The sequence below is a fragment of the Aureimonas populi genome, from assembly GCF_017815515.1.
GTDB classification, from domain to species: Bacteria; Pseudomonadota; Alphaproteobacteria; order Rhizobiales; family Rhizobiaceae; genus Aureimonas; species Aureimonas populi.
In genome coordinates, this window is sequence record NZ_CP072611.1 from 1,334,882 (window position 1) to 1,360,176 (window position 25,295).

23 protein-coding genes are annotated in these 25,295 nt (G+C 68.4%); 9 read left to right on the forward strand and 14 right to left on the reverse strand.

What is annotated here, in order from left to right; genetic code table 11:
• Nucleotides 1-3: 3 nt before the first annotated feature.
• The 3 genes from hydA to J7654_RS06220 all read left to right on the forward strand — a co-directional run bounded on the left by hydA (nucleotide 4) and on the right by J7654_RS06220 (nucleotide 3,400).
• Nucleotides 4-1,434 carry a dihydropyrimidinase gene (hydA, locus tag J7654_RS06210; protein ID WP_209739086.1) on the forward strand — a complete coding sequence of 477 codons (1,431 nt, stop codon included), beginning with the start codon at nucleotides 4-6 and terminating at the stop codon, nucleotides 1,432-1,434.
• On the forward strand, nucleotides 1,431-1,844 hold the full coding sequence (locus tag J7654_RS06215) for a DUF3830 family protein (protein ID WP_209739087.1): 414 nt from the start codon (nucleotides 1,431-1,433) through the stop codon (nucleotides 1,842-1,844). Before hydA ends, J7654_RS06215 begins: the two co-directional genes overlap by 4 nt.
• 92 nt (nucleotides 1,845-1,936) lie before the next feature.
• Nucleotides 1,937-3,400: a phospholipase D-like domain-containing protein gene (locus J7654_RS06220; RefSeq protein ID WP_209739089.1), complete on the forward strand. Its 1,464-nt coding sequence runs from the start codon at nucleotides 1,937-1,939 to the stop codon at nucleotides 3,398-3,400.
• A gap of 13 nt (nucleotides 3,401-3,413) precedes the next feature.
• On the opposite strand, the gene J7654_RS06225 is transcribed toward J7654_RS06220, so the two are convergent.
• The 8 genes from J7654_RS06225 to J7654_RS06260 are packed head-to-tail and all read right to left on the reverse strand — an operon-like array spanning nucleotide 3,414 to nucleotide 12,742.
• Complete coding sequence (locus tag J7654_RS06225) at nucleotides 3,414-4,535, reverse strand: PLP-dependent cysteine synthase family protein (RefSeq protein ID WP_209739091.1); 1,122 nt, start codon at nucleotides 4,533-4,535, stop codon at nucleotides 3,414-3,416.
• Complete coding sequence (locus tag J7654_RS06230) at nucleotides 4,532-5,740, reverse strand: amidohydrolase (RefSeq protein WP_209739093.1); 1,209 nt, start codon at nucleotides 5,738-5,740, stop codon at nucleotides 4,532-4,534. The genes J7654_RS06225 and J7654_RS06230 overlap by 4 nt, the downstream gene beginning before the upstream one ends.
• Complete coding sequence (locus tag J7654_RS06235) at nucleotides 5,719-6,252, reverse strand: L-2-amino-thiazoline-4-carboxylic acid hydrolase (protein ID WP_209739094.1); 534 nt, start codon at nucleotides 6,250-6,252, stop codon at nucleotides 5,719-5,721. The genes J7654_RS06230 and J7654_RS06235 overlap by 22 nt, the downstream gene beginning before the upstream one ends.
• Before the next feature lie 14 nt (nucleotides 6,253-6,266).
• Entirely contained in the window at nucleotides 6,267-7,598 is a 1,332-nt protein-coding gene (locus J7654_RS06240) for an NAD(P)/FAD-dependent oxidoreductase (protein ID WP_377946482.1), read from the reverse strand.
• Between the two features lie 8 nt (nucleotides 7,599-7,606).
• Complete coding sequence (locus J7654_RS06245) at nucleotides 7,607-9,247, reverse strand: ABC transporter ATP-binding protein (RefSeq protein ID WP_209739096.1); 1,641 nt, start codon at nucleotides 9,245-9,247, stop codon at nucleotides 7,607-7,609.
• On the reverse strand, nucleotides 9,244-10,119 hold the full coding sequence (locus J7654_RS06250) for an ABC transporter permease (RefSeq protein ID WP_209739097.1): 876 nt from the start codon (nucleotides 10,117-10,119) through the stop codon (nucleotides 9,244-9,246). The genes J7654_RS06245 and J7654_RS06250 overlap by 4 nt, the downstream gene beginning before the upstream one ends.
• Complete coding sequence (locus J7654_RS06255) at nucleotides 10,116-11,099, reverse strand: ABC transporter permease (protein WP_209740274.1); 984 nt, start codon at nucleotides 11,097-11,099, stop codon at nucleotides 10,116-10,118. The genes J7654_RS06250 and J7654_RS06255 overlap by 4 nt, the downstream gene beginning before the upstream one ends.
• A gap of 59 nt (nucleotides 11,100-11,158) precedes the next feature.
• A complete protein-coding gene (locus J7654_RS06260; RefSeq protein WP_209740275.1) occupies nucleotides 11,159-12,742 on the reverse strand; it encodes an ABC transporter substrate-binding protein in 1,584 nt (527 codons plus the stop codon).
• Between the two features lie 379 nt (nucleotides 12,743-13,121).
• Between J7654_RS06260 and J7654_RS06265 the strand changes: the two genes are divergently transcribed.
• A complete protein-coding gene (locus J7654_RS06265; RefSeq protein WP_209739099.1) occupies nucleotides 13,122-13,589 on the forward strand; it encodes an Lrp/AsnC family transcriptional regulator in 468 nt (155 codons plus the stop codon).
• Between the two features lie 37 nt (nucleotides 13,590-13,626).
• Here J7654_RS06265 and J7654_RS06270 read toward each other — a convergent pair whose 3' ends face one another.
• Entirely contained in the window at nucleotides 13,627-14,610 is a 984-nt protein-coding gene (locus J7654_RS06270; protein ID WP_209739101.1) for a nucleoside hydrolase, read from the reverse strand.
• Nucleotides 14,607-15,623, reverse strand: coding sequence for a LacI family DNA-binding transcriptional regulator (locus J7654_RS06275; RefSeq protein WP_209739103.1), 1,017 nt, complete (start codon nucleotides 15,621-15,623; stop codon nucleotides 14,607-14,609). The genes J7654_RS06270 and J7654_RS06275 overlap by 4 nt, the downstream gene beginning before the upstream one ends.
• 184 nt (nucleotides 15,624-15,807) lie before the next feature.
• On the opposite strand from J7654_RS06275, the gene J7654_RS06280 reads away from it, so the two are divergent.
• From J7654_RS06280 to J7654_RS06295, 4 genes are all read left to right on the forward strand, one after another.
• Nucleotides 15,808-17,040, forward strand: coding sequence for a sugar ABC transporter substrate-binding protein (locus J7654_RS06280; protein ID WP_209739105.1), 1,233 nt, complete (start codon nucleotides 15,808-15,810; stop codon nucleotides 17,038-17,040).
• A gap of 65 nt (nucleotides 17,041-17,105) precedes the next feature.
• Entirely contained in the window at nucleotides 17,106-17,984 is an 879-nt protein-coding gene (locus J7654_RS06285) for a carbohydrate ABC transporter permease (RefSeq protein WP_209739107.1), read from the forward strand.
• Nucleotides 17,984-18,826, forward strand: a complete 843-nt coding sequence (locus J7654_RS06290) for a carbohydrate ABC transporter permease (RefSeq protein ID WP_209739108.1) — start codon at nucleotides 17,984-17,986, stop codon at nucleotides 18,824-18,826. Before J7654_RS06285 ends, J7654_RS06290 begins: the two co-directional genes overlap by 1 nt.
• Nucleotides 18,827-18,854: 28 nt before the next feature.
• Nucleotides 18,855-19,919: an ABC transporter ATP-binding protein gene (locus tag J7654_RS06295; protein ID WP_209739110.1), complete on the forward strand. Its 1,065-nt coding sequence runs from the start codon at nucleotides 18,855-18,857 to the stop codon at nucleotides 19,917-19,919.
• 85 nt (nucleotides 19,920-20,004) lie between these two features.
• On the opposite strand, the gene J7654_RS06300 is transcribed toward J7654_RS06295, so the two are convergent.
• From J7654_RS06300 to J7654_RS06315, 4 genes are read right to left on the reverse strand one after another with little or no spacing between them, the layout of a single operon-like run.
• Nucleotides 20,005-21,513: a tripartite tricarboxylate transporter permease gene (locus J7654_RS06300; protein WP_209739112.1), complete on the reverse strand. Its 1,509-nt coding sequence runs from the start codon at nucleotides 21,511-21,513 to the stop codon at nucleotides 20,005-20,007.
• Nucleotides 21,510-22,019: a tripartite tricarboxylate transporter TctB family protein gene (locus J7654_RS06305; protein ID WP_209739114.1), complete on the reverse strand. Its 510-nt coding sequence runs from the start codon at nucleotides 22,017-22,019 to the stop codon at nucleotides 21,510-21,512. The genes J7654_RS06300 and J7654_RS06305 overlap by 4 nt, the downstream gene beginning before the upstream one ends.
• On the reverse strand, nucleotides 22,016-22,996 hold the full coding sequence (locus tag J7654_RS06310; RefSeq protein ID WP_245195685.1) for a Bug family tripartite tricarboxylate transporter substrate binding protein: 981 nt from the start codon (nucleotides 22,994-22,996) through the stop codon (nucleotides 22,016-22,018). Before J7654_RS06310 ends, J7654_RS06305 begins: the two co-directional genes overlap by 4 nt.
• A 47-nt stretch (nucleotides 22,997-23,043) precedes the next feature.
• Nucleotides 23,044-24,279: an NAD(P)/FAD-dependent oxidoreductase gene (locus tag J7654_RS06315; RefSeq protein WP_209739117.1), complete on the reverse strand. Its 1,236-nt coding sequence runs from the start codon at nucleotides 24,277-24,279 to the stop codon at nucleotides 23,044-23,046.
• 101 nt (nucleotides 24,280-24,380) lie between these two features.
• On the opposite strand from J7654_RS06315, the gene J7654_RS06320 reads away from it, so the two are divergent.
• Complete coding sequence (locus tag J7654_RS06320) at nucleotides 24,381-25,289, forward strand: LysR family transcriptional regulator (protein ID WP_209739119.1); 909 nt, start codon at nucleotides 24,381-24,383, stop codon at nucleotides 25,287-25,289.
• The last annotated feature ends 6 nt before the right edge of the window (nucleotides 25,290-25,295 follow it).

A 25,295-nucleotide genomic window follows, 5' to 3' on the forward strand; every position in this document is an offset into this window, starting at 1 on the left:
TTGATGTTCGACCTTGTGATCCGGGGAGGCATGCTTTCGACGGCGTCTGAGGTGTTTGCGGCCGATCTGGGCATAGTGGGCGGTCGGATCGCTCAGATCGGCTCGGGGCTTGGAGCCGGCGCGCGGGAGATCGACGCTGAGGGTAAATATGTGCTGCCGGGCGGGATCGACAGCCACGTGCATTTCGCCCAGCCCTCCGGCGAGGGCATCGACATGGCCGACGATTTCGAGAGCGGCACGCGCTCGGCCCTGTTCGGCGGCAACACCACCGTCCTGCCCTTCTGCCTGCCGGAGGAGGGGCAGAGCCTGCGCGAGGCGCTGAAGGCCTATCATGCCAAGGCGCAAGGCCAGTGCTACACGGACGTCTCCTTCCACCTGATCGTCACCGATCCGAGCGAGGCGGTGCTGGGGCAGGACCTGCCGGCGCTGGTGGCGGACGGCTACACCTCCTTCAAGGTGTTCATGACCTATGAGGGCCTGCGGCTGAACGACGGGCAGATTCTCGCCACGCTCGACACGGCCCGGCGCACCGGCGCGCTGGTGATGGTCCATTGCGAGAACGAGGACGCGATCCGCTATCTGATCGGGCGCCACGAGGCGGAGGGCGACGTCGCGCCGCGCGCCCATGCCTCGACGCGGCCGGTGGCGGTGGAGCGGGAGGCGACGCACCGGGCCCTTTCGCTGGCGGAGGTGGCCGAGGTGCCGATCGTCATCGTCCATGTCTCGAACGGCGAGGCGATGGAGGAGATCGGGCGGGCGCGGGCGCGGGGCCAGAAGGTGATCGGCGAGACCTGCCCGCAATATCTGATGCTGACGGCGCGCGATCTCGAGGGCATGGACTGGGAGGGGGCGAAGTTCGTCTGCTCGCCGCCGCCGCGCGACGAGGCGGCGCAGGCGGCCTGCTGGCGGGGCATCGAGACGGGCGTGTTCGACCTGTTCTCCTCCGACCACTGCCCGTTCCGCTACGCGGACGAGCGCGGCAAGCTGAACCCGAGGGGCAGGACGAGCTTCCGCCATATCCCGAACGGCATTCCGGGCGTGGAGACGCGCCTGCCCATCCTGTTCTCCGAAGGGGTGATGAAGGGGCGCATCGACCTGCCGCGCTTCGTGGCGCTGACCTCCACCAACCACGCCAGGACCTACGGTCTCTACCCGCAGAAGGGCACGCTGGCGATCGGCGCCGATGCCGACATCGCCATCTGGGACCCCGCCCATCGCCGCACCATCGCCCATGCCGACCTCCACGACGGTTCCGACTACAGCCCCTATGAGGGCCTGGCGGTGACGGGCTGGCCCACCACCGTCATCCTCGGCGGCCGCGTCATGGTCGAGGACGGCGCACTCCTCGGCCAAAAGGGCGCGGGGCAGTACCGCAGCCGTTCCATCCCCGGCATGGCCGGGCCAACCCCCTTCCGACAGGAGACAACCGGATGAGCGAACTCGTCATCAAGATCGAAGGCCACGCCTTTCCCGCCCGCTTCGAGAGCCAGGCCGCGCCCCGGACGGTGGCGGCGTTCCGCAAGCTCCTGCCCTATTCGGAACGGGTGATCCATGTCCGCTGGAGCGGCGAGGCGTGCTGGATTCCGCTCGGCGACACCGATTTCGGCCTCGGCTACGAGAACGCCACCAGCCACCCCCATCCCGGCCAGATGATCCTCTATCCTGGCGGCGTCTCGGAAACGGAGATCCTCCTCGCCTACGGCCCCGTCGCCTTCGCCTCCAAGGCCGGGCCGCTGGCGGGCAACCATTTCCTGACGATCACCGATGGCCTCGACAAGCTTGCCGAGCTCGGCCGCGACACGCTCTGGCACGGCGCCAAGCCCATTCTCTTCTCGGCTTCGTAAGCCCGGCCGGGCAGGGGGATCGGCCCCGGGCGCCCTCCGGGAGGTGAGGAAAAACCACCGATCCGCCATCCGATGCGGTATGGGATGGTTCCATGTGGAGCACCCTCTCGACCTACTGGCCGCATCTTCTGGCCGTCCTCTCCGTGGCGATGGCCGCGGCCGGGATCATCCACGCGGTGATGACCAAGGAGGAGGTGCGCGCGGCCATCGGATGGGTGGGCGTCATCATCCTCTCCCCGATCCTGGGCGCCCTCGTCTACGCGGTGGCCGGGATCAACCGGATCCGGCGCGCCTCCATCACCTCGGAGCGCCGCAGGACCAGCTCCGCCGTCCTCTCGCGGCTGGGGCAGGCAGACGTGCCGCGCTCGCTCGTGACCGATCTGTTCGGAGAGCGGTTCGGGGCCATGAAGACGCTCGGCGACCGGGTGTCGAAACACCCCATGACCTCGGGCAACGCGATCCTCCTCCTGAAGGATGGCGACGAGGCCTATGCGGCGATGATCGCGGCGATCGACGGCGCGCGCCGGAGCATCATCCTCGAAACCTACATCTTCGATCGCGACGCCATCGGCCTGCGGCTGGCGGGCCGGCTGATCGCGGCGGTGGGCAGGGGGATCGAGGTTCGCGTGCTGATCGACGCGGTGGGCGCCAGATACTCCGCGCCCAGCATAATCGGCGACCTGCGGGCCGGCGGGGTTCCGGTCGAGCTGTTCAACGGCCGGCTCATCGCGGGACTGCGCCTGCCCTATGCCAATCTGCGCACGCACCGCAAGATCCTGGTCGTGGACGGCGCGGTGGCCTTCGCGGGGGGCATGAACATTCGCGAAGGCTTCACCCGCGAGTTCGCGGGCGAGGCCTTCTCGCGCGACACGCATTTCCGGCTGACCGGCCCGGCGGTGTCGGAGCTTTTCCAGGTGGCGGCGCAGGACTGGCGCTTCGCCTCCGGCCTCGCGCTGGAGGGCGAGGCGTGGCGGGCCGCGCTGCCGCCCACCGCGCCGTTCGGCGCGCCCGTCTTCGTGCGGACCGTGCCCTCGGGGCCGGACGCGATGGTGGAGACGAGCCACCGGATGCTGATGGGGGCGTTCTCGGTGGCCCAGCGCTCCATCCGCATCATGTCGCCCTACTTCCTGCCCGACCGCGAGTTGATCAGCGCGCTGACGACGGCGGCCCGGCGCGGCGTGGAGGTCGATATCGTCGTGCCGGCCAACAACAACCTTTTCCTCGTCGACAGGGCGATGCTGGCGCAGTTCGACCAGGTGCTGAAAAACTATTGCCGGATCTGGCGCCGGCCCGGGGCCTTCGACCATTCCAAGCTGCTCTGCGTGGACGGGGTGTGGGCCTTCATCGGTTCCTCCAACCTCGATCCCCGCTCGCTGCGCCTGAATTTCGAGATCGACATGGAGGTGCTCGACGCGCAGTTCGCCGGAGACATCGACCAGCGGATCGCCGAGGCCATCGAAGGCGCCGAGGCGGTGACGCTGGAAGGCCTGCGCGCCCGGCCCTTCCCGATCCGGCTCATGGACCGGCTCCTGTGGCTCGGCTCGCCTTATCTCTGAGGTCTCCGAGGCGTCAGCCCGGAGGCACGAACTGCCCCGTGTCGAGGAAACGGTCCAGCATCTGCCGGTAGGGGCTGATGTCGATGCCCTGCGCCTTCAGCCATGCGGGGTTGAAATAGGTGTCGGCGTAACGCTGCCCGCTGTCGCAGATCAGCGTCACCACCGAGCCCTCCTTCCCCGAGGCCATCATGTTGGCCGCCACCCAGCACAGGCCGAAGAAGTTCGTGCCCGTGGAGCCGCCGATCTGGCGGAAGAGGCGTTCGGACAGCACGTGCGCCGCCGCGATGGAGGCGGCGTCCGGAACGCGGATCATGTGGTCGATCACGCCCGGCATGAAGGAGGGCTCGACCCGCGGGCGCCCGATGCCCTCGATCCGCGAGCCGGCGGCCGTGATCAAGGCGTCGCCCGTGCGCCACGCGTCGTAGAAGGCCGAGTTCTCCACATCCACCACGCAAAGGCGCGTATCGAGATTGCGATAGCGGATATAGCGGCCCAGCGTGGCCGAGGTGCCGCCCGTGCCCGCGCTCATCACGAGCCATTCGGGCACCGGGAACTCCTCGCTGTCGAGCTGGCGGAAGATGCTTTCGGCGATGTTGTTGTTGCCGCGCCAGTCCGTCGCGCGCTCCGCGTTGGTGAACTGGTCGAGATAATGGCCGCCGGTTTCGGCGGCCACGCGCATGGCCACGTCGTAGACCTCGCCCGCCCGCTCCACGAAATGGCACTGCCCGCCGAAGCTCTCGATCGTCTGGATCTTCTGCCGGCTGGTGGAGGAGGGCATGACGGCGATGAAGCGCAGCCCGAGCAGGCGGGCGAAATAGGCCTCGCTCACGGCCGTGGAGCCGGAGGAGGCCTCCACGAGCGTCGTATCGCGCCCGATGCGCCCGTTGCAGATCCCGTAGAGGAACAGCGAGCGGGCGAGCCGGTGCTTGAGGCTGCCGGTGGGGTGCGTGCTCTCGTCCTTCAGATAGATGGAGACGCCCTTCAGCCCCGGAAACAGCGGCTTGAGCAGATGCGTGTCGGCCGAGCGCCGCCCGTCGCCCTCGAGGAGCGCGATGGCCTGGCGCGCCCATTCGCGCTCCCGGCAGTCCGGCAGCGGCAGGAGGGTGGGGCAGGTCCGGCTTTCGGGACCGGTCATGCGGGCTCCTCGCGCGGCGCGCGGGAGGGTTCGGCCCCGCCCGCGCCCAGGCGCCGGCGCACCAGCTCGCACCAGTAGGAGCACCCCCAGGCGATGGCCTCGTCGTCGAAATCATAGGCGGGGTGATGGAGGCCCGCGCTCGGCCCGTTGCCGATATTGATCATCGCGCCCGGCACCTCGGCGAGCATGAAGGCGAAATCCTCGCCGCCGAGCGTGGCCGGCATGTCGCGGCCGACCCGCCCCACGCCCGCCACCGCCTCGGCCGCGAGGGCCGCGAGCTCGGTTTCGCGCGCATGGTTGACGGTGACGGGATAGTGGCGCGAATAGTCGAGCCGGCCGCTGGCCCCGAAGGCCGCGGCGATGCCCGACACCGCCTGCCCCAGCCGCGTCTCGACATGGGCGCGGACATCCTCCTTCAGCGTGCGCACGGTGCCCGTCAGGCGGATGCTCTGCGGTATGACGTTGAAGGCGTCGCCGCCGTGGATCGTGGTGATGGAGATCACCGCGCTGTCCATGGGGTCGATCGTGCGCGCCGCGATGGCCTGCACGGCCTGCACGAGGGCCGCCGTCACTGGCACCGGGTCCACCGTCTGGTGCGGCGAGGCCGCGTGCCCGCCCACCCCCTCGATCTCGATCCCTATCATGTCCACCGAGCCCATGATCGGGCCGGGCGCGATGGTGAACTCGCCCACGGGCAGGCCCGGCCGGTTGTGCATCGCATAGACCTCCTGCACCGGCCAGCGCCGGAACAGGCCGTCCTCCATCATCGCCCGCGCCCCCGCGCCGCCTTCCTCCGCCGGCTGGAAGATCAGCACCGCCGTGCCGTCGAACGCCCGCTCGCGCGCCAGCCCCATGGCGGCGCCGAGCAGCATGGTGGTGTGGCCGTCATGGCCGCAGGCATGCATCTTCCCCGCCGCCAGCGAGGCCCAGGGCTTGCCGGTCGCCTCCGCGATGGGCAGCGCGTCCATGTCCGCCCGCAGGCCGATGGCGCGCCCCGAGGCGTCCGTGCGCCCGCGCACCACCGCGACGACGCCGCTGCCCCCGACACCCTCCACCACCTCGTCGCAGCCCATCGCGCGCAGGGCGGCCGCGACCTTCGCCGATGTTCGCGGCAGATCGTAGAGGAGTTCCGGGTTGCGATGCAGATCGCGCCGGAACGCGATGAGTTCGTCCAGGTGATCGCTCACCCAGTTGTCGACGGCCATGGTCTTTCCTCGGGTTGGAGGCTTTGGTCTTCGTGCGCCCCGTCGTCGGGGCCCGCCATTCGGTAGCGGAAATCGCAGTGGCTCGCCCCGCCCATGATGGTCTGGGTCCGGGTCATCTTCATCTTCGGATTGTATCCGATGCAGAAATCGCCATCGCGGTTGCAGGACAGGAGATGGCCGATGCGGCCGAGCCCCATCTCGCGGTACATCTCCGCGTAGCGGCAGCGAAGGACGTTGAAGTCCAGCCGCTCCGCCGAGGTCTCGACCGTCTCGATCCGCAGCGCGTCGTCCTTGGTCCACAGCGGCAGGATCGCCGCGAAGTCCTCGAAATCGGGCTCGCGGCCGAGCGCCTCGGCAAAGCCGCGCCCCTGCTCGATCGCCGAGCGGCTGACCGCCTGGCCGATCACCGCGTCGGCCTCCTCCACGCCGGAGCGGGCCGCGATCGTCTCGTGCACGTTCTTCAGAATTTGCGCCTCGATGCGGCGGCGCTCGAGCATGGGCAGGTCGGTCACGGGGCTCTCGCGGGTCAGGATTGGGGCAGTTCGATGCGATCCCGGCGGCGCAGCCAGGCAAGGTAGGAAGGCGCGATGCGGCGGGCCAGCGAATGGAAGGGCAGGGGCCGGGGCTCGGACACCGGCAGCGCCAGATCGCCCACCGCCTCGCCATGGACCGCGCGCGCCATCTCGCGCCCGAGCGAGACGCCCACCGCCACCCCGCGCCCGTTGCAGCCGATCCAGGCCCAGCCGTCCGGCCCGAGCTGGTGCACGCGCGGGAAACGGTCCCACGTCATGCCCAGATAGCCGCTCCACACATGCGTCATGCGGGCCTGCCCCAGCGCGGGAAAGGCTTCGGCGAGGTTGCGGGAGGCCTTCTCGGCCACGCGCCGCGCCACGTCCCGGCGGCCCGGCACCACCCCGCCGGTGATGAGGCGGTTGCGCGCGTCGTAGCGGAAGAAGCGCAGGTCGCCTCGCGTGTCGGAGACGGCCTGCCGCCCCGGCACGATGGCTGCGCGCAGGGGCTCGGCCACGGGTTCCGTCGCCATCTGCCAGGACAGGACCGGCACGATGGAGCGCGCCAGCCGGCTGGCGAAGCCGGGCACGATCTCGCCCGTATAGGCGTTGGAGCAGAGCAGGAAATGGCGCGCCCGCACCTCCCCTCGCGCCCCGCCGACGATCCAGCGGCCATCCTCGCGCCGCCAGCCCGTCGCCGGGCTCGCCTCGTGGATCGTGGCGCCATGGCGCTCGGCGGCGGCGGCAAGGCCGCGCGAGAGCGCCAGCGGGTTCACGTGCCCGCCCGTCGGGTTGAGCATTCCGGCATACCAGAAGTCGGAGCCCAGCAGCGCGCGCGTCTCGTCCCGGTCGAGCAGCCGGGCCGGAAAGCCGAAGCGGCTCCAGGCCTCCACGCGCGCCCTGGACAGGCGCGCCCGGCCGGGCGAATGGGCCGGCTGGAACCAGCCCGTCTGCTCGGCCTCCGCTTCGATGTCTTCCTCTCGCACGATGTCGAAGAGCAGGCTCGCGCTGTTGCCGATGAGGCGGGCGAAGCGTTCGCCCGCCTCGCCGTAGCGCGCGGCGATGGCGTCCGGCTCGGCGGCGGTCATGGTGGGGATGACCTGCCCGTTGTTGCGGCCCGAGGCGCCCCAGCCGACCGCCATCGCCTCCAGGACGACGACCCTCTGGCCGGCCCGCGCCAGATGCAGCGCCGCCGAAAGCCCCGTCAGCCCGCCGCCCACGATCACCGTGTCGGCCTCGACGGCGCCTTGCAGGGCCGGCGCCAAAGGGCGCGCCGGCGCGGTCTGCGCCCAGATCGAGGCAGGAAACGCGACGCCGTCCGCCTGCTTGCCCGTAGTGTCCATGGCCATGCTCCGCCTCATGCCGCGTTGGAAACGGGCGGCTCCCACGAGCGGCCCGGAATGGAAGCGAGCAGCGAGCGGGTGTAGGGGTGGACGGGATCGGCGAAGACACTTGCGGTCGGCCCGGTTTCCACGATCTCGCCTTTCGACATGACGATCACTCTGTCGCAGAGCTGGGCGGCCACGCGCAGATCGTGCGTGACGAAGAGCAGCGAGAGTTGCAGGCGCTCGCGAAGGCCGGCCAGGAGCTTCAGCACCTGCGCCTGCACGGAGACGTCGAGGGCGGAGACCGGTTCGTCCGCCACGATCACGCGCGGCTCCATGGCGAGCGCGCGGGCGATGCCGATCCTCTGGCGCTGCCCGCCGGAGAATTCGTGCGGGTAGCGGTCGGCGGCGGCGGGGGGCAGCTCCACCAGCGCGAGCAGCTCGCGCGCCCGGCCTTCCGCGACATGGCGCGGCACGCCCTGCACGATGGGCCCCTGCGCGATCAGGTCGAGAACCTTGCGGCGCGGGTTGAGGGAGGCCATCGGGTCCTGGAACACCATCTGGATGTCCTTGCGCAGCGCGCGCATCTCGCGCCTCGATGCGGCGATGAGGTCGCGCCCGTCGATGTGCACCTGCCCCCCGTCGGCCTCCAGCAGGCGCGTGACGAGCCGGGATACGGTGGTCTTTCCCGATCCGCTCTCGCCCACCACGCCGAGCGTCTCGCCCCGCCGCAGTTCGAAGGACAGGTCCTTGACCGCCGTCACGGCGCCGCGCCGGCCGCCCAGGAAGCCGCCGCGCGCGGCGAAGGTCTTGCGCAGATGCCGCGCCTCCAGCACGACCGGCCCGTCGCCGGGCGCCCGCGCCGGGGGCGGGGTCAGCGCCGGGACGGCGGCGATGAGCTTTCTCGTATAGGGGTGCTGCGGGTTGCGCAGCACCTCCGCCGCCGGCCCCTGTTCCACCATCTCGCCCAGCCGCAGCACCGCGATGCGGTCGGCGATCTCGGCCACCACCCCGAAATCGTGGGTGATGAAGAGGATGCCCGCCCCGTGCGAGGCCTGGAGGTCCTTGATCAGCTTCAGGATCTGTTTCTGCGTGGTCACGTCCAGCGCCGTCGTCGGCTCGTCGGCGATGATCAGCCGGGGCTGGAGCACCAGCGCCATGGCGATCATGACGCGCTGGCGCTGGCCGCCCGATATCTGGTGCGGATAGGCGTTATAGGCCGAGGCGGGGTCGGGTATGTGCACGTCGGCGAGGATGGAGAGCACCCGCGCCCTGCGCTCGGCGCGGTTCAGCCCCGTGTGGAGGCGCAGCACCTCGTCGATCTGCCAGCCGACGGTCTTCTGCGGGTTCAGCGCCGTCATCGGCTCCTGGAAGATCATGCCGATCTTGTCGCCCCGAAGGGCGCGCATACGGCCGGGCGACAAGGCGAGGAGGTCCTCGCCGTCGAGCCGGATCGTCCCTTCGCGAACGCGCACATGCGGCTCGGGCAGGAGGCGCATCACCGCGTTGGCAGCCAGCGACTTGCCCGAGCCGCTCTCGCCCACCAGGCAGACGATCTCGCCCTCGCGCACCCGCAGGTCGAAACCCCACAGGGCGTCCGGCCGGTCGGAGCCGGCGGGCAGCGAGATGCGCAGGCCCTCGATCTCCAGAATGGTCTTTTGCTCGCCGTTCATCGCTTCTGCCTCGGATTCAGCGCGTCGTTGAGGCCCTCGCCCATGAGGCTGAAGGAGAGCACGGTGAAGAGGATCGCAAGGCCCGGAAACACCGCGCAGTACCAGGCGGTGCGCAGGACCGAGCGGCCCTGCCCGATCATGTTGCCCCAGCTCGCATAGTTCGGGTCGCCGAGCGAGAGGAATGCGAGCGCGCTCTCCATCAGGATCGAGGTGGCCATGACGACGGAGGCGAAGACGATGACCGGCGGCAGCGCGTTGGGCAGGATTTCCCGGAAGATGATCGACAGGTCGCCCACGCCCAGATTGCGCGCCGCGTCGACGAACTCGCGCCGGCGCAGGGACATGAACTCGGCGCGCACCATGCGGGCGGGCGCCGTCCACGAGACGATGCCGATGGCCACGACGATGTTGCCGATGCTGGAGCCGAAGATGGCCACGAGCGTGAGGAGAAGCACGAAGCTCGGAATGGTCTGGAACGCCTCGGTCACGCGCATCAGCGCGCCGTCCACCCAGCCGCCGAAATAGCCCGCCAGGGCGCCGATGACGACGCCGAGCGCGATCGAGATCAAGGTGGCGACGACCCCGATCATCAGCGAGATGCGCGCGCCGTGGACGATGCCCGACAGGATGTCGCGTCCGAGCTGGTCGGTGCCCAGCGGCGTGGCCGCCTCCGTGAAGGGCGCGGTCAGCGGCCGCCCGGCGAGGCGCATGGGGTCGCCGGGCGCCACGAGGTCGGCCAGGAGCGCCATCGCAACGACGATCGCAAAGAGCACGAGGCCCAGCAAGGCGGCGCGGTTGCGGCGAAAGCGCCGCCACAGGACGAGGCCTCGCGCCGGCGCGGAGGGCGCCAGGGGCGTGTCGATCACGGTCATTTCAGTTCGATCCTCGGGTCGAGCCAGGCGTAGACGAGGTCTGTCAGGATGTTGACGACGACCACGACGACGGAGCAGAGCGCGATGATTCCCATCAGCATGTTGAGGTCCCGCTTCACCACGGAGGTGTAGGCGAGCTGCCCCAGACCCGGCAGCGAGAAGATCGTCTCCACGATCACCGAGCCGCCGAGGACGGTGGAGAATTGCAGGCCCAGCAGCGTGATGACCGGCAGGAGCGCGTTGCGCATGATGTGGTGCACCATCAGCCGCGTCTCGCCCGCCCCCTTGGCGCGCGCCGTGCGCACGAAGTCGAGCTCGCTCACCTCCAGCACGCTGGTGCGCATCAGGCGCATGTAGAAGGCGAGGTAGATCAGCGAGAGGGCGGCCGTGGGCATGACGAGATGGCGCGCCACGTCCACCACGTCGGCCCAGCCCGTGTTGAAGGCGCCGATCGTGCGGATGCCGCCCACGGGCAGCCAGCCCAGCGTGACCGAGAAGAGCAGGATCATCAGGAGGCTGAGGAAGAAGGAGGGCATGGCGTAGAAGACGAGGCCGAGCGTGGAGATCACGTTGTCGGTCAGCGAATAGGCCCTGCGGGCCGCGAAGGCGCCGAGCGCGACGCCGAAGACGAAGGCGATGGACAGCGAGCTCGCCATCAGGAGAAGCGTGTTGCCGAGCCTTGCCGTCAGGACGGTCAGCACCGGCTGCTCATAGACGTAGGACCAGCCGAAATCGAGCCGGGCCAGCTTGCCGAGATAGAGCCAGAGCTGGACGAGAACGGGCTGGTCGAGCCCGTACTCGGCGCGCAGCCGGGCCACGAAGGCCGGATCGGCTCCGCCCATGTCGCCCACCAGCGCGTCCACCGTGTCGCCGGGGGCGAGCTTGATGAGGAGGAAGCTGCCGATCATGATCAGCACGAGGATGGGCACGGCCTTGACGACGCGCAGCGCCGCATAGGCCAGGATCGGGGGTATCGGCAGGGACATGGCGCCGGGCTCCTTGCGAACGGGGCCGGGGCTCGCGCCCCGGCGCAGGACCGTCATTCGGCGACCCAGAGGTCGTACCAGCTCGAGGAATCCCACCTCGGCGTGTTGTGGTGGTTCATCAGCTTGCGGTTGCTGATGCCCAGGAACGGATGCTCGATCGCGAAGATGACCGGCAGGTCCGTCATCGCGAGCCTCTGCACCTCATGGTAGAGCTCCGCCCGGCGCGCGGGGTCGAGCTCCTGCGCCGCTTCGTCGATCAGCCGGTCCATCTCGGCCGACTCGTAGCCGAACTGGTTGGACCAGGCCGTGCCAGCCGGAGCGCCCGAGCGCAGCCACACCGTGGTCGAGACGGCCGGGTCGGACCGGAACTGATGCCAGCCATTGGCCGTGTCGAAATCGTGGTCGCGATAGACCCCGGTGAGGAAGCCCGGCGCATCGTTCGTCACCAGCTCCACCGCGATCCCCACCTCGCGCATCGCCTGCACGAAATATTCCGCCCAGAGCTGTGTGTATTCGCCCCAGGGCGCGGGGCGGTGGCGCAGCCGGAAGCGGATGCCGTCCGGGCCTGGCGCGTAGCCGGCCTCGTCCAGGAGCTGCCGGGCCCGCTCGACGTCGTAGGCGTAGGTCGGCACGTCGTCCGTGTAGTTCTCGCCCCCCGTGGAGGGGATCGGGCCGCGCCCCGGCTGCCCGTAGCCGCGCATGATCGTCTGAAGCGCGAAGTCGATGTCGAGCGCGTGGTAGATCGCCTGGCGGACGCGCAGGTCGGCGAGGATGGGATTGCGGAAATTGAACTCCACGGTCGAATGGGCCGTGTTCGCCTCGAAGCCCTGCGGCCCCATGTCGAAGCGCGGGTCGTCTCCCAGCCGCCGCATGTCCTCCATGGAGATGCCGATGAAGGGCGATTCCATGATCTCCTCGGCCTCCAGCGCCGCCGCGGCCGCCGCCTTGTCGGGGATGAAGCGCCAGATCACCCGGTCGAGATAGGGATACTCCTCCCCGCGCCAGTAATCCTCGTTGCGCAGGCCGATGATGTACTGGCCGCGCTCATACTCGCCGAAGCGGAACGGCCCGGTGCCGACGGGCGCCTGGTTGTGCGGGTTGCGCAGGATGTCCGTGCCCTCGTAGAGATGCTTGGGCACGGGATGGCCGAGATCGGGCATCGCCGCCACGATCAGCTCGAGCGGCATGGGCTGCGAATAGCGGAAGACGGCCCGGTGCGGATCGGGGCAGTCCACCGCCTCGAGATTGGCGTGCAGCGTGCTGGAATAGTTGAGCAGCGGCTTCCAGAGGTTCATCGCGGAGAAGGCGACGTCCTCGCAGGTGAAGGGCTGGCCGTCGTGCCAGTTCACGCCCTCGCGCAGCGTGAAGCTGATCTCGCGCCCGTCCGCCGAGGACGACCATTCGGTGGCCAGGACGCCCTCGTACCCCTCGTAGGTCAGCTCGATCAGCGGCTCCATGAACTTGCCGGTGATCTGGTAGACGCCGGTGGAGGCGCGCAGCGCCGGGTTGAGCACGCCCTGCTCGGCGTTGACATGGACGATCACCGTGCCGCCGCGCTGCACGTCCTGCGCATGAGCCGCCGTCAGGGCGGCCGCCGCCACGCCGAGCGCTCCGCCGACAAGCCGGAGCTGTCCCATTCCGTTTCTCATCACCGTCCCTTCGATTTCGCAGATCACCGCCGGGCCGCCTCGATGGAGCGCTTCCCTGGCGGCAGGAGGGATAAACCCGCATCCGCCCTTAATCTGTCAAGCAGAAACCACGAAAAGAGTTTTATATAGATATAATTGACTACATAATCGGCAAAAGACGATATTTTGATCCTATCGCTGCCCATTCCGTGAGTGTCGGCGACCTTGCGGCCATGCTACATGGCGAGGGAGGGGGCCGGCACGATCGGGCGTGGGGCGAGTTACGGGAGAAGCGGGCTCGGCCCTCGGCGGCGCGGGCGCGCAGCCTCGATCGGCGGCCGGCGGCGCGGGCCGTCAGCCCGATGTGAAACGGAGCCTTTGTCCTTGCATGGCCAATTTCGACGAGACCGACCGCAAGATCCTCGACCTTCTCCAGGCGCGCGACCGCCCGGTCAGCACGCTCGCCGAGGAGGTGGGGCTTTCGCAGACCCCGTGCTGGCGCAGGATCCGGCGGCTGGAGGAGGCCGGCGTCATCCGCGAGCGCGTGACGCTCGTCGACCCGAAGATGGCCGGTGTCCCGATGACGGTCTTCATCTCGATCACCGCGCCGAGGCACGAAATGGCCTGGCTGGTGAAGTTCAGGGCGCTGATCGAAAGCATTCCCGAGATCGTCGAAGCCTATCGCCTGACTGGAACCGTCGACTACATCCTCAAGGTCCTCGTCCCCGACGTCGCGTCATTCGACAATGTCTACAAGCGGATGATCGAAAAACTGGACTTCACCCACATCAACTCCGCGATCTCCATGGAAGAGCTGAAGTTCACCACGGCGGTCCCGACGATCTATCTGAAGTGAGCGGGGTTCCTCGCAAATTTCGGGGGCCTTGCCGGGCTCAGGAACGGGCGGGCTCGCGGCGCGCCACCGCGTCGTGGTCGGGCCATGTCAGGATCGCCTCCATGATGTGCTCGACCAGGCTGCGGGCCCTGACCCCCACCGCGACCTCGCAGTTGCTGGCGGAGCGCGATCGTATGTTCTCGAGCCTTGCCGAGGTCAGGGTGCGGAAGTCGCATACGGTCATCCCGCGGGTCAGGCCGTCGCCCAGCTCGATCTCGACGGGGCAGTTCGCGTAAGTGATCAGGTTCGGGTCGATGAACGGCACCAGCGCGCAAGGGTCGTGCAGCGAGGCGGTGCTGAGCCCGTGGATCTCCCCGAGCCTCCTGCGGAAAAATCCGAACAGCCCGCCATAGGCGCGTGCGACGGCCCCCCCCTCGTTCAGGCGCGCTATGTCGCCTTCGGTGATGCCGACCTGGCGCGTGACGTTCAGTCCCACCATCCAGATATGCACGCCGCTGCGAAAGACGACGTCGGCGGCTTCCGGATCGCACCAGATATTGAACTCGGCGACCGGCGTGGTGTTGCCCACCTGCGTCGTGCCGCCCATGCAGCTGATGCCGCGCAGCCATCGTGCCAGGCGTGGTTCCTTGCGCAGCGCCAGCGCGACGTTGGTGAACGGCCCGATCGGGCAGAGGACGAGCTCCTCGCGATATCTGCTGGCGGTCTCGATGATGAAGTCCACCGCGTGGGCGTCGATCGCCTCCTGGCGGGGCGCCGGCAGTTCCGCGCCGTCGATCCCGGTCTTGCCGTGAACGTCGCCGCCATGTCGGAAGGTGCGGATCAGCGGCTGCTCGCATCCGCGCGCGACAGGCACGTCGATTCCCAGAAGAGCCGTCAGCGACAGGGCGTTTTGCGTGGTCTTGTCCACCGACTGGTTTCCATAGACCGTGCTGATGCCGACAAGCTCGAGGTGGCGCGCCGCATAGAGGATTGCGGTCGCGTCGTCATGCCCGGGATCGCAATCGATCAGCACCTTGGTCATATCGTTCCCTTGGGGGGTCTGTTGATGGACGAGCCGCGCTGGACGAGATGCGGGCTGATGACGTGGCGGCGGGGGGGAGAAGCGGGGGCTGCGACCATGGAATGCGCCGTCTCGACCGTCAGCGAGGTCATGTCCTCGAGGTTCTGGTCGATGGAGGTCAGGTCGTAGACCGGCCAGCCCGCGAGAGCGGAATTGTCGTAGCCGACGACCAGCGGGCGCCGCGCGCCGCCCGTCATGCCGCGCGCGGCATCCATCAGCGCGAAAGCCAGCGTATCGTTGGCGCAGAAGATGGCCTGCGCCCCGCTGCGCAAAAGGTCGGCGGCCACGTCCAGCGCATGGGCGTGGCTGTACCGGCTCGAAAGGCGGGCCGACAGCTCGAAGCCGTTTTCCGCGAGGCGTTCGGCAAAGCCCGTCTCGCGGTCGAGGCTGATGGATGTGCTGTCGTCGCCGGCGAAATAGGCGAATGTCCGCGCCCCCTGCGCGATCAGATGGTCGGCAGCCATCGCGCCGGCCGCGACGCCGTCGCCGCTGACGACGCTGACATCCTCGTCTCCGTCATGCCGGTTCATCAGGACCAGCGGCTTGCGGCCGGCCCGGCAGGCCCGGACGATCTGGCCGCTGAAAGGGGCGGCGAGGGCGATGACGGCGTCGACCTGATAGCTCATCAGCCGCTCGATCGCGCTCTCGGCGCCTTCGGCCGTATCGCCGACGAAGACGAGCGGCGCCAGCCGGCGCGCCCCGAGCTTGCCGACGAGCAGTTGCAGGGCCTGCGCATGATAGGGGTTGTTGAGGTCGGTCACGACCACGCCCACGATGCCGGTACTCCGGTTCTTGAGGCCGCGGGCGATGAGATTGGGCTGGTAGCCGAGCTGGGCGGCCGCGGCACGGACCCGCGCCCGCGTGCTTTCCGAGATGCGCGGATCTCCCGCCAGCGCCCTCGAGACGGTCGAGCGTGAGATCTGCGCCAGTTCGGCAACCTCGAAGGAGCGGACCTTCGTCTTGTCCCTGTCCAAATTCCCGATCTCCGAAGTTCAAGAAGGCCCCCGGTCCGTTTCGACCAAAATTTCCCTCTTGACTAGGTGTCGCGGTCTATACGCATATTCACACGTGTGCACAACCTGAGACGATGGTTTGCGTCGTATCAGCGAGGCCCGAACGCCAATGGGGATTTCGATGCCAATCGATCGACGTCAATTCATGGTCGGCACCGCCGGCATGGCCTTCCTCGGTTCGTTCGGGCGTGCCGCCGCGCAGACGGCGACCTTGTCCGCGCCGTGGATGGGGTGGCCGGAGGAGCAGGTCGCACCGCTCATGGCCGCCTTCGAGCAGGAGAGCGGCATCCGCGTCTCGGCCGAACGGCTTCCCATCGCCGAGCTGTTCCGCACCCTCGAGGTCAGGCTCCAGGCGCGCAACGAGCTTCCCGACGTCTATCTGGTGGACGGCCCACTGACCGCCTCCTACGCGGCGCGCGGCCACCTTCTGGCGCTGGACGAGATGCTGGCGGGCGACCTCGGTCGCTTCGTGCCCAGCACGCTCGTCCAGGGCACCTATGACGACACGCTCTACGCCATGCCGCTCGGCACCTCGTCCCAGCTTCTCTTCTACAATCGCAAGCTGCTGGCCGAGGCGGGTATTCCCGAACCCTCGGCCGACCCGGCGGCGCGCCTGACGTGGGAAGAGCTTCTGCCCATGGCGCAGGAGCTGACGAAGCCGGATATCTCGCAGTTCGGATTCGCCTTCGAGAACACCAATCCGTACCAGCTTCTGCCCGTGCCGCTCAGCCGGGGCGTCGAGGTGATCGGCCCCGACGGCCTCAGCGCCTCCGGCTATGTCGACGGCGAGGGCATGGTCGAGGCGATGACGTGGTATCAGGCGCTTTTCCAGACCCATCGTATCGGGCCGGTCGGAACGTTCCAGACCGGCGTGACCCAGGAAATGTTCGGCTCGGGCAAGCTGGCCATGATCGTCGGCGGCACCTGGAACCTCGTCGGGTTCGAGAAGTTCGAGGCCCTCGACTTCGGCGTCGCTCCCCATCCCTATTTCGCCGGCGGCACGCCGATCACGCCCACGGGGAGCTGGCACATCGGCATCAATCCTCGCACCGCGCACATGGATGCGGCCAGGGCCTTCGTGAAATGGCTCTCCACCCGCGAGGCGATGGACCTGTGGTTCGAGCTTCGCCAGTATCCGCCGTCGCTGGAGGAAATCTGGGACGAGCGGGCAGGCACCACTTTCGTCGATCCGGCCTGGGCGATCGTGCGCCACGAGCTCGCCAACACCGCCACGCCCCGCCCCGCGACGCCGGCCTACCGGGAATATGAGGACTTCCTGCGCACGGCCATGCAGGACATCCAGACCGGCGCCGAGGTTTCCCCCGCGCTGACACGCGCGGCGGAAAGCATCGAGCGGGAGATGCGGAAGTACCGCTGATCGGCCGGCGCCCGCGCCGCGTCGAATTCGCAGGATCGCGGCGGGGACGCTCGCCGGACTCTTTCATGAGCGAGCCCATGATCTCGTCCCGCTGGACCCCGTTCCTCTTCCTGGCGCCGGCCCTTGCCGGCCTCCTGATCTTCCGGATCGCTCCGATCGGCGTGGCGCTGGCCGGCAGCCTGACGGGCGTTTCGCTGATGGGCGAGGCGCGCTTCGTGGGCGCGGAGAACTTCCGCTATCTTCTCGAGGACGCGCAGTTCTGGTCGTCCCTGAAGATCACGCTCTTCTTCAATCTCCTCATCAATCCTCTTCAGTTGTTCGTCGCGTTCGCGCTCGCCCTCCTGGTCTTCCGCCCGCTTCCGGGGCTTTGGCTCTACCGCACGCTGCTCGTCCTGCCCATGGCGGTGTCGACCGGCATCAGCGCAGTCCTCTTCGGCCTCTTCCTGGACGGCAATCTGGGGCCTCTGAACGGGTTCCTGGAGTGGATCGGCGTCGGCGCGCAGCCGTTCCACCGCAGTCAGGAACAGGCGCTCTACACGCTGATCGGCATCGCCACGTGGAAGGGAGCCGGCTACTGGATGCTGTTCCTGCTCGCGGGGCTCTACTCGATTCCCCCCACCGTCTACGAGGCGGCCACCATCGACGGCGCAACGAGCTGGCAGCGGTTCCGCTTCGTCACGCTGCCGCTGATGCGCAAGCCCATGGCCTTCGTGCTGGTGGCCGACACCGCCATCAACTTCCTCTTCTTCGCGCCGGTCTACATCCTCACTTCGGGCGGGCCGGCCGGCACCACCTCGCTGCTGATGTTCGAGGCCTATCGCGCCGCCTTCACCTTCTCCGACATCGGGCGCTCCCTCGCGATCTCGACCATCCTCCTGGGCATCATCCTCGTCATCGTCGTCCTGGAGTTCCGCCTGCTTCGCTCGCCCGAGGAGCGGGCCTGATGGAGGCCCGCCTCGCCAATCCCCATGCGATGATGCTGCGCTACGGCCTGCTCTCCATCCTCGCCTTCATCGTCGTGTGCCCGCTCGCCTGGCTGGCGCTGGCGTCGCTGCGCCCGCAGGGCGAGATCTTCCAGCCCGTATCGGAATTCGGCTGGAGCACCTTCGTCCCGTCCCGCTTCACCCTCGACAACTATCGGGCGCTCTGGGCGGGCGACTTTCCGCTGGCGGTGAAGAACTCGGCCTTCGTCGCCGTCAGCACCGTGCTCCTGGGCATCGGCGTCAACGCGCTGGCGGGCTTCGCCTTCGCCGCGTTCGACTTTCGCGGCAAGAACCTTCTGTTCCTTCTGGTGATCGCCAGTTTCATGATGCCCTTCGAGGCGATCGTGCTGCCGCTCTACGTCATGATCCGCGCGTTCGGCTGGGCCAACAGCTATCAGGCGCTCATCGTTCCGGAGATCGCCAACGGGATGGTGATCTTCCTGTTCCGCCAGTTCTTCGCCTCGATCCCGCGCGACTTCTACGAGGCGGCGCGGGTGGATGGCGCGTCCTGGCTCTACATCTTCACGCGCATCGCCATGCCGCTGTCCTGGCCCACCATCGCGACCTCGGGGCTCATGCTGTTTCTCTCGCAATGGGATTCCTTCTTCTGGCCGGTGGTCGCGGCCAGCAATCCCGACTACGCGGTGGTCCAGGTCGCCATCGCCCGCAACGTCAATTTCGAGCAGAGCGACTGGGGAGGGCTCTTCGCGTCCACCAACGTCGCCATCCTTCTCGGCACGATCCCGTTCCTGCTGGTCCAGCGCTTCTATGTCCGCACCTTGATCTCCGGCGGCATCAAGTGAGCGGCCGATCCTCCCTGGGGGGCCTTCCATGTCCACGATGAACATCGAGAAGCTGCGCAAGTCGTTCGGCAAGACCGAGGTCCTGCGCGGCATCGACCTGGCCGTCGGCGACGGGGAGTTCGTCGCCCTCGTGGGGCCTTCCGGCTGCGGGAAATCGACCCTTCTGCGCCTGATCGCCGGGCTGGAGGCGGCCTCGTCCGGCCGGCTCCTCATCGGCGACCGTGACGTGACCGCGCTCGCGCCCAAGGACCGCGATGTCGCCATGGTCTTCCAGAACTACGCGCTCTATCCGCATATGAGCGTGCGGGCGAACATGGGATTCTCGCTCAGGCTGCGCGGCGTCGACAAGAGGTCGATCGAGGCCGAGGTGGCAAGGGCCGCAAGTGTCCTGGGGCTTCAGGACCTGCTCGATCGATATCCGGGGCAATTGTCGGGCGGCCAGCGCCAGCGCGTCGCCACGGGGCGCGCGATCGTGCGCAATCCCAAGCTCTTCCTGTTCGACGAGCCGCTGTCCAATCTGGACGCGAAGCTGCGTGTGCAGATGCGCACCGAGATCAAGGCCCTGCATCAGCGGCTGCGCAACACCATGATCTACGTCACCCACGACCAGATCGAGGCCATGACGCTGGCGGACCGCATCGTCGTCATGCAGGGCGGCGTGATCGAACAGGAGGGTGCTCCGCTCGACCTTTACGATCGCCCGGCCAACGCGTTCGTGGGCGGGTTTCTCGGATCTCCCTCGATGAATTTCGTCAGCGGGCGGCTGAAGGGCACTGATGTCGTCGCCGAGGACGGCACGGTTCTGCCGGCGGGAAGGGCGAGTGGTGAGGACGAGGGCCGGGCGGTCCTGTGGGGCGCGCGCCCCGAATCGATCGTGCCGGCATCGGAAGGGTTCGGCGGCGTGATCGAAGTGGTCGAGCCGACCGGGCCGGACACGCAACTGCTTGTGCGGGTGGCGGGCCTTCCGCTCGTCGTGCTCCTGCGCAACCGCACCCATGCCCGCCCCGGAGAGACCATCACGCTGACCATCGCGGCGCCGGACATCCATCTGTTCGACGCGGGCAACGGAGGGCGGATCGAGCCGCGCGCTTGAAACGGGAAAACCCATCCGCCCTGGGCACCGCGCGCCCGATCCTTCGCGCTCGTCGCCGGGCCCGCGCACGAGGGGGATATCGCCCCTAGACGCTCTCCATCCGGGCAAGCCGCCTTCTCAGCGCCGGCAGGGCGGAGATGGCGAGGAGCAGCAGGCTGGCGAGGAGGAACAGGAGGCTGACGGGCCTTTCGACCAGGATCGACATGTCGCCGTGGGAGAGCAGCAGCGTGCGCCGCAGATGCTCCTCGATGAGAGGCCCGAGGATGAAGCCCAGCAGCACCGGCATCGCCTCATAGCCCAGAATCCGCATCACATAGCCGAGTATGCCGAAGGCGAGGACCACGAAGATGTCGAAGACGCTGTTGTCGGCCGCGTAGACGCCGACGCAGACGAGAACCAGGATCGCCGGGTAGAGAAGGTTGTAGGGGATCGACAAGAGCCGCACCCACAGGCCCAGCAGCGGTATGTTGAGGACGAGCAGCATCAGGTTCCCCACCCAGAAGCTCATGATGAGGCCCCAGACGAGGGTGGGCTGCTCGTGGATGAGGTTCGGGCTCGGCGTGATGCCGTGCAGGATCATCGCGCCCATCAGCATGGCGACGACGGCGTCGCCCGGGATGCCGAGGCTGAGCGTGGGTATGAAGGCGGCCTGCACGGCCGCGTTGTTGGCCGCCTCCGGCGCCGAGATGCCGGCCAGCGCGCCTTTTCCGAAGCGCTCGGGATGCTTGGAGATCCGCTTTTCCGTGGCGTAGGCGATGAGCGTTGCGACCCCGGGGCCGGTGCCCGGCAATGCGCCGACGAAGGAGCCGATCATCGAGCCGCGCAGGGTCGGCGGCCAGATTTCCCGCCACTCCTGGCGGCTCGGCCACATGTCCCTCAGGCGGATGCGCTCGATTCGCATGGGCCTCGTCGCCCGCCCGCCGATATTGGCGATCACCTCGCTGACGCCGAACAGGCCCATCGCCAGCGCGACGAGGCTGATTCCGTCGCTGAGGTCGAGCAGGCCCAGAGTGAAGCGGAAGGCCCCGCTGTTCACGTCGGTGCCGACAAGGCCGAGGGCGATGCCGAAGGCGACCATCATCAGGCCCTTCACCGGCGAACCCGGTGTCATGGTTCCGGCCGCCACCAGCCCCAGAAGCAGGACGGAGAAATATTCTGCGGACGAGAAGCCGAGGGCGAGGTCGGCGATCAGCGGAGCAAAGCCCATCAGGATGAGGATCGCGATGGAGGCGCCGACGAAGGAATTGATGGCGGTGACGAAGAGCGCCAGCAGCGCCTTGCCCTGGCGCGCGAGCGGGTAGCCGTCGAGGCAGGTGATCGCCGACGTGGCGCTGCCGGGAAGGTTGAGCAGGATGGAGGCCGTGGAGCCGCCATATTGCGACCCGTAGAAGATGCCGGCCAGCATGATGAGCCCCGTGGTGGGGTCGAGATAGTAGGTCATCGGCAGCGCCAGCGAGATCGCCGCCAGCGGGCCGATGCCCGGCAGAACGCCGACCAGCGTGCCGACGGTGACGCCGATGAAGCAGAACAGCAGCGAGTCGGCCGTCAGCGCCTGGCCGAGGCCGATCGCGATATTGCCCGCAAACTCGTTCATCGCGATCCGAAAGCCTGCATGGGAAGGCCGAGGCCCCAGATGAAGAGGATGACGCCGAACGCGGCCATGAAGGCGGCGACGCCGAGGATCCTCAGGAAGCTCTGCCTGCTTTCGCCGAGCGCGCTGAGAAAGACGAGCGCGAAGGTCGCGGGCACGTAGCCGGCCCGGTCCACGAGGAACACGAATGCGAGGATGCCGGCGACGACGGCGCCGAGCGGACGCCAGGCCCATGAGGTTCTAGCCGTGGCATCGCCCTCGACGACGGGGTCGGCGGCCTCGACGCCCTGGGCGAAGGCCTCGATCGCGGTCAGGGCGGCCAGGAAGACGATGATGCAGCCGATGACCAGCGGGAAGAAGCCGGGTCCCGGGCTGAAGACGGTCCCCACCGTGTAGGAGAGTCCGCCGCCGGCGATCGCGGCCCCGAACGCGGCGAAGGCGCCCGTGCCCAGATAGGCGCGGAGCCGCCCCCGGGACGGCGCCGCGGCCTGCGGTGCAGGGCCGCTCATGGCACGACGATCCCGGCGACCTCGACGACGTTGCGCCACTTCTCCACCTCTTCGGCGACGAAGCTCCTGGACTGGGCCGGCGGCCGGCTTTCCACGATGAAGCCGCGCTCGCGGAAGAAGTCCTGCATCTCGCTCGCCGCCACCAGCCGCGAAATCTCGGCATAGAGCGCGTCGACGATCGGGGCGGGTGTTCCGGCCGGCGCGAACACGCCCTGCCAGGAGAGCGAGGAAAACCCGGCCACGCCCGCTTCCGCGATGGGGGGAACGTCGGGCAAGAGATAGTGGGGCTCCGGCGAGGTGACGCCGAGGGCCCTCAACCGTCCCGTCTTCACATATTCGGATGTCACCAGGACGTCGCCGAACATGCCGCTGACCTGCCCGCCGAGGAGGGCCTGCATCGCCTCGGCGCTGCCCCGGAACGGGACGTGGAGCAGCGTCGTGCCGGTTTCGACCCCGAAGAGTTCGCCGGTCATGTGCATGGAGGTGCCGACGCCGGGAGTCCCGTGGGTGAAGCGCCCGGGATTCTCCCTTGCGAAGGCGACGACGTCCTCCACGGACCGGAACGGGCTGTCGGCATTGACGACCAGTGCGAGCGGCGCGGAGACGACGATCGAGACCGGATCGAAGTCGGCGACGGGATCGTAGGGCAGGTCGTCGCGCAGGGCCGCGCTGATGGCGTTCGAGCCGGTCACGCCCATGAGCAGGGTGTAGCCGTCCGGCCGGGACCGGGCGACATGGTTCGCGCCGACCGCCCCTCCGGCCCCGCCGCGGTTCTCCACCACGACCGGCTGGCCGAGGCTGCGCCCGATCTCCTCGGCGAAGCGCCTGGCGATGAGGTCGGTCGATCCGCCCGGCGGGAAGGGCACCACGATGGTCACCGGCTTTTGCGGATAAGCCGGCTGTGCCAGGGCGACGGCCGGCATGGCGAGCGCGCTCGCGGCGCCGGCGGCCCCGGCCAGGAACGATCTGCGATCCATGCGTGTCATCCGCCTTGCCTTTTCGAGTTGGTCGGGCCTCGCGGTTTTCAGAACCGCGTCGGGCTGAACGGGGAAAGGTCGATGGCCGGCCGGCGACCGGATACGAGGTGGGCGATCTCGCGCCCGGTGGTTGCGCCGGCGCACATGCCGACATGGCCATGGCCGAAGCCGAAGAAGACGTTGTCCGCCCCGGGCGCCGCGCCGATCACCGGCAGGCTGTCCGGCAGGCAGGGCCTGTGGCCCATCCAGTAGGAGTTGCGCGAACCCTTGAGGCCGGGAAAGAGCTCCCGGCCCTTCTCCAGCAGCACCCTGGAGCGGGCGTATCGGGGCTCGGCGGCGAGGCCGGCGAACTCCACCGTGCCGGCGAGCCGCAGCCCGGCGGTCATCGGGTTGATCATCATGTTGTGCTCCACCGCCATCACGGTGCGGTTCAGCTTCACCGTGGGGTCCTCCACGGTGACGTGGTAGCCGCGCTGGCTCTCGAGCGGAACGCGCGCGCCGACCTTCCTTGCGAGTCGCCCCGACCAGGCGCCGGCCGCGATCACCACCGCATCCGCCGCCAGTCGCTCGCCATCGTCGAGAACGATGCCGCGGATTTCGCCGGCGTGCCTTTCGAAATCGACGACGCTGGCGCGACGATGCGTGGCGCCGTCCTCGATCGCCTGCCCGTAGATCGCCTTGACCAGCGCCGAAGGGTCGGAGGTGGAGCCGTTGTCGGGCGCGAACTGCCCGAAGCGGAAGCGGCCCCGCAGATCGGGTTCCAGCTCGGCGAGTTCCGCCTCGCCGACCTCGCGCATCTCCACGCCCAGCTCGCGGCGCAGGTTCATGCCCCAGCGCCAGCGGTCGGCCGAGCGGCGGGAGGAATAGACGTAGAGGCAGCCATTGCGGCGCACCAGCGCGCGGGCGCCCGCGCGCTCGATCAGCGGCTCGTAGCATTCGAACACCGGCTGCAGCAGGCTGCGCAAGGCGGCGGCGATGCGGCGGACCTCCGTCTCGCTCGATGCGCGCAGGAAACGCATGAGCCAGGGCAGGACCTTGGGAAGGTGGCGCGCCCGGATGACCAGGGGGCCATCGGGGTCCAGGAGCCAACCCGGCACGTTGCGCCAGGCGCCGGGCATGCCCACCGGCAGACAGGCACTGGGCGAGAGTGAGCCGGCATTGCCGAAGGAGCAGGCCTCGCCGGCCTCGCGAGGATCGAGGAAGACGATCTCGTGACCGTCCTCCTGAAGGAAGGCCGCCGAGCATACGCCGACGATGCCCGTTCCGATCACAGCGATCCGCACTCGCACCCGCCCAACTTTTGTTCGCATTTGAGGAGTGCATCGTGTCCGTGCATATTGGATCAGACAAGCAAATTTTTCTTCTGGAAGGATCAGGTTGTCTAATGAATCTGACGCTGCGCCAGCTTCGCGCCTTCGTCGAGGTCGCCCGGTTGCAGAGCTTCACGCTCGCCGCCCGTAACCTGAATCTTACCCAGTCGGCTGTCAGCATGCTGGTGCGTCAACTGGAGATCGAGTCGGGCGTCGCGCTCTTCCACCGCGTCCAGCGCAGCGCGCAGCTCACCGAGATCGGACAGCAGATGCTGCCGGTGGCCGAGCGGATCCTGGAGGATCTTCGCAGGTTCGGCGAAGGGGTGGACGACATCCGGATGCTGAAGCGCGGGACGCTCCGCCTGGCCGTGCCGCAGATTCTCGCCTGCTGCTGGCTGCCGGGGATCGTGGCGGACTTCTCGGCCGACCACCCCCATATCGGCGTCCACGTGGTCGATACGACGGGCGACCAGATCATCGCGGCGGTCGAGGACAACGAGGCGGAGATCGGCATCGGGCCGCAGCGCGCCGCCCCGGACCCCACGATCGAGGCCCAGCCGCTCTTCGAGGTTCCGATCCAGATCGTGGTGCCCGACCGGGGCGGGCAGGACCCGCGCGGCTCCGTCTCCTGGGAGGAGGTGCTGGACGCGAACTGGATCCACTATTCGGACGACTTCTCCGTCTACATCGAACGCACGATTCTGAACGACATGTCCCTTCACATGAAACGCAGCTCGAACGTGCGCTATCTATCGACCGCGCTCGCCTTCGTCGGGCGCGGCATGGGGATCACCGCCGCGCCGAGCTACGCGGACGTCTTCCGCCAGCACTTCAAGGTGCGGTTCGTGCCGATCGAGAACCGGCCGATCCTGCGCAAGTTCTATCTCTACCGGAGGCGCAACCACCACCTGTCACCGGCGGCGGAGACGTTCATCGAACTGATGCGTGCCCGGATCGCGGCCTCGCCATCGCGCCGGTTCTGAAGCCGC

Bases quoted from the DNA above. Each gene is read 5' to 3' on its own strand.
- J7654_RS06280 (WP_209739105.1), top strand. From the start codon at position 15,808: ATGGTCGGCACCGCCGGCATGGCCTTCCTCGGTTCGTTCGGGCGTGCC.
- J7654_RS06300 (WP_209739112.1), bottom strand. From the start codon at position 21,513: ATGAACGAGTTTGCGGGCAATATCGCGATCGGCCTCGGCCAGGCGCTG.
- J7654_RS06240 (WP_377946482.1), bottom strand. From the start codon at position 7,598: ATGGCCATGGACACTACGGGCAAGCAGGCGGACGGCGTCGCGTTTCCT.
- J7654_RS06250 (WP_209739097.1), bottom strand. From the start codon at position 10,119: ATGACCGTGATCGACACGCCCCTGGCGCCCTCCGCGCCGGCGCGAGGC.
- J7654_RS06270 (WP_209739101.1), bottom strand. From the start codon at position 14,610: ATGACCAAGGTGCTGATCGATTGCGATCCCGGGCATGACGACGCGACC.
- J7654_RS06220 (WP_209739089.1), top strand. From the start codon at position 1,937: ATGTGGAGCACCCTCTCGACCTACTGGCCGCATCTTCTGGCCGTCCTC.
- J7654_RS06230 (WP_209739093.1), bottom strand. From the start codon at position 5,740: ATGGCCGTCGACAACTGGGTGAGCGATCACCTGGACGAACTCATCGCG.
- J7654_RS06225 (WP_209739091.1), bottom strand. From the start codon at position 4,535: ATGACCGGTCCCGAAAGCCGGACCTGCCCCACCCTCCTGCCGCTGCCG.
- J7654_RS06290 (WP_209739108.1), top strand. From the start codon at position 17,984: ATGGAGGCCCGCCTCGCCAATCCCCATGCGATGATGCTGCGCTACGGC.
- J7654_RS06305 (WP_209739114.1), bottom strand. From the start codon at position 22,019: ATGAGCGGCCCTGCACCGCAGGCCGCGGCGCCGTCCCGGGGGCGGCTC.
- hydA (WP_209739086.1), top strand. From the start codon at position 4: ATGTTCGACCTTGTGATCCGGGGAGGCATGCTTTCGACGGCGTCTGAG.
- J7654_RS06295 (WP_209739110.1), top strand. From the start codon at position 18,855: ATGTCCACGATGAACATCGAGAAGCTGCGCAAGTCGTTCGGCAAGACC.
- J7654_RS06310 (WP_245195685.1), bottom strand. From the start codon at position 22,996: ATGGATCGCAGATCGTTCCTGGCCGGGGCCGCCGGCGCCGCGAGCGCG.
- J7654_RS06245 (WP_209739096.1), bottom strand. From the start codon at position 9,247: ATGAACGGCGAGCAAAAGACCATTCTGGAGATCGAGGGCCTGCGCATC.
- J7654_RS06265 (WP_209739099.1), top strand. From the start codon at position 13,122: ATGGCCAATTTCGACGAGACCGACCGCAAGATCCTCGACCTTCTCCAG.
- J7654_RS06285 (WP_209739107.1), top strand. From the start codon at position 17,106: ATGAGCGAGCCCATGATCTCGTCCCGCTGGACCCCGTTCCTCTTCCTG.
- J7654_RS06260 (WP_209740275.1), bottom strand. From the start codon at position 12,742: ATGGGACAGCTCCGGCTTGTCGGCGGAGCGCTCGGCGTGGCGGCGGCC.
- J7654_RS06320 (WP_209739119.1), top strand. From the start codon at position 24,381: ATGAATCTGACGCTGCGCCAGCTTCGCGCCTTCGTCGAGGTCGCCCGG.
- J7654_RS06215 (WP_209739087.1), top strand. From the start codon at position 1,431: ATGAGCGAACTCGTCATCAAGATCGAAGGCCACGCCTTTCCCGCCCGC.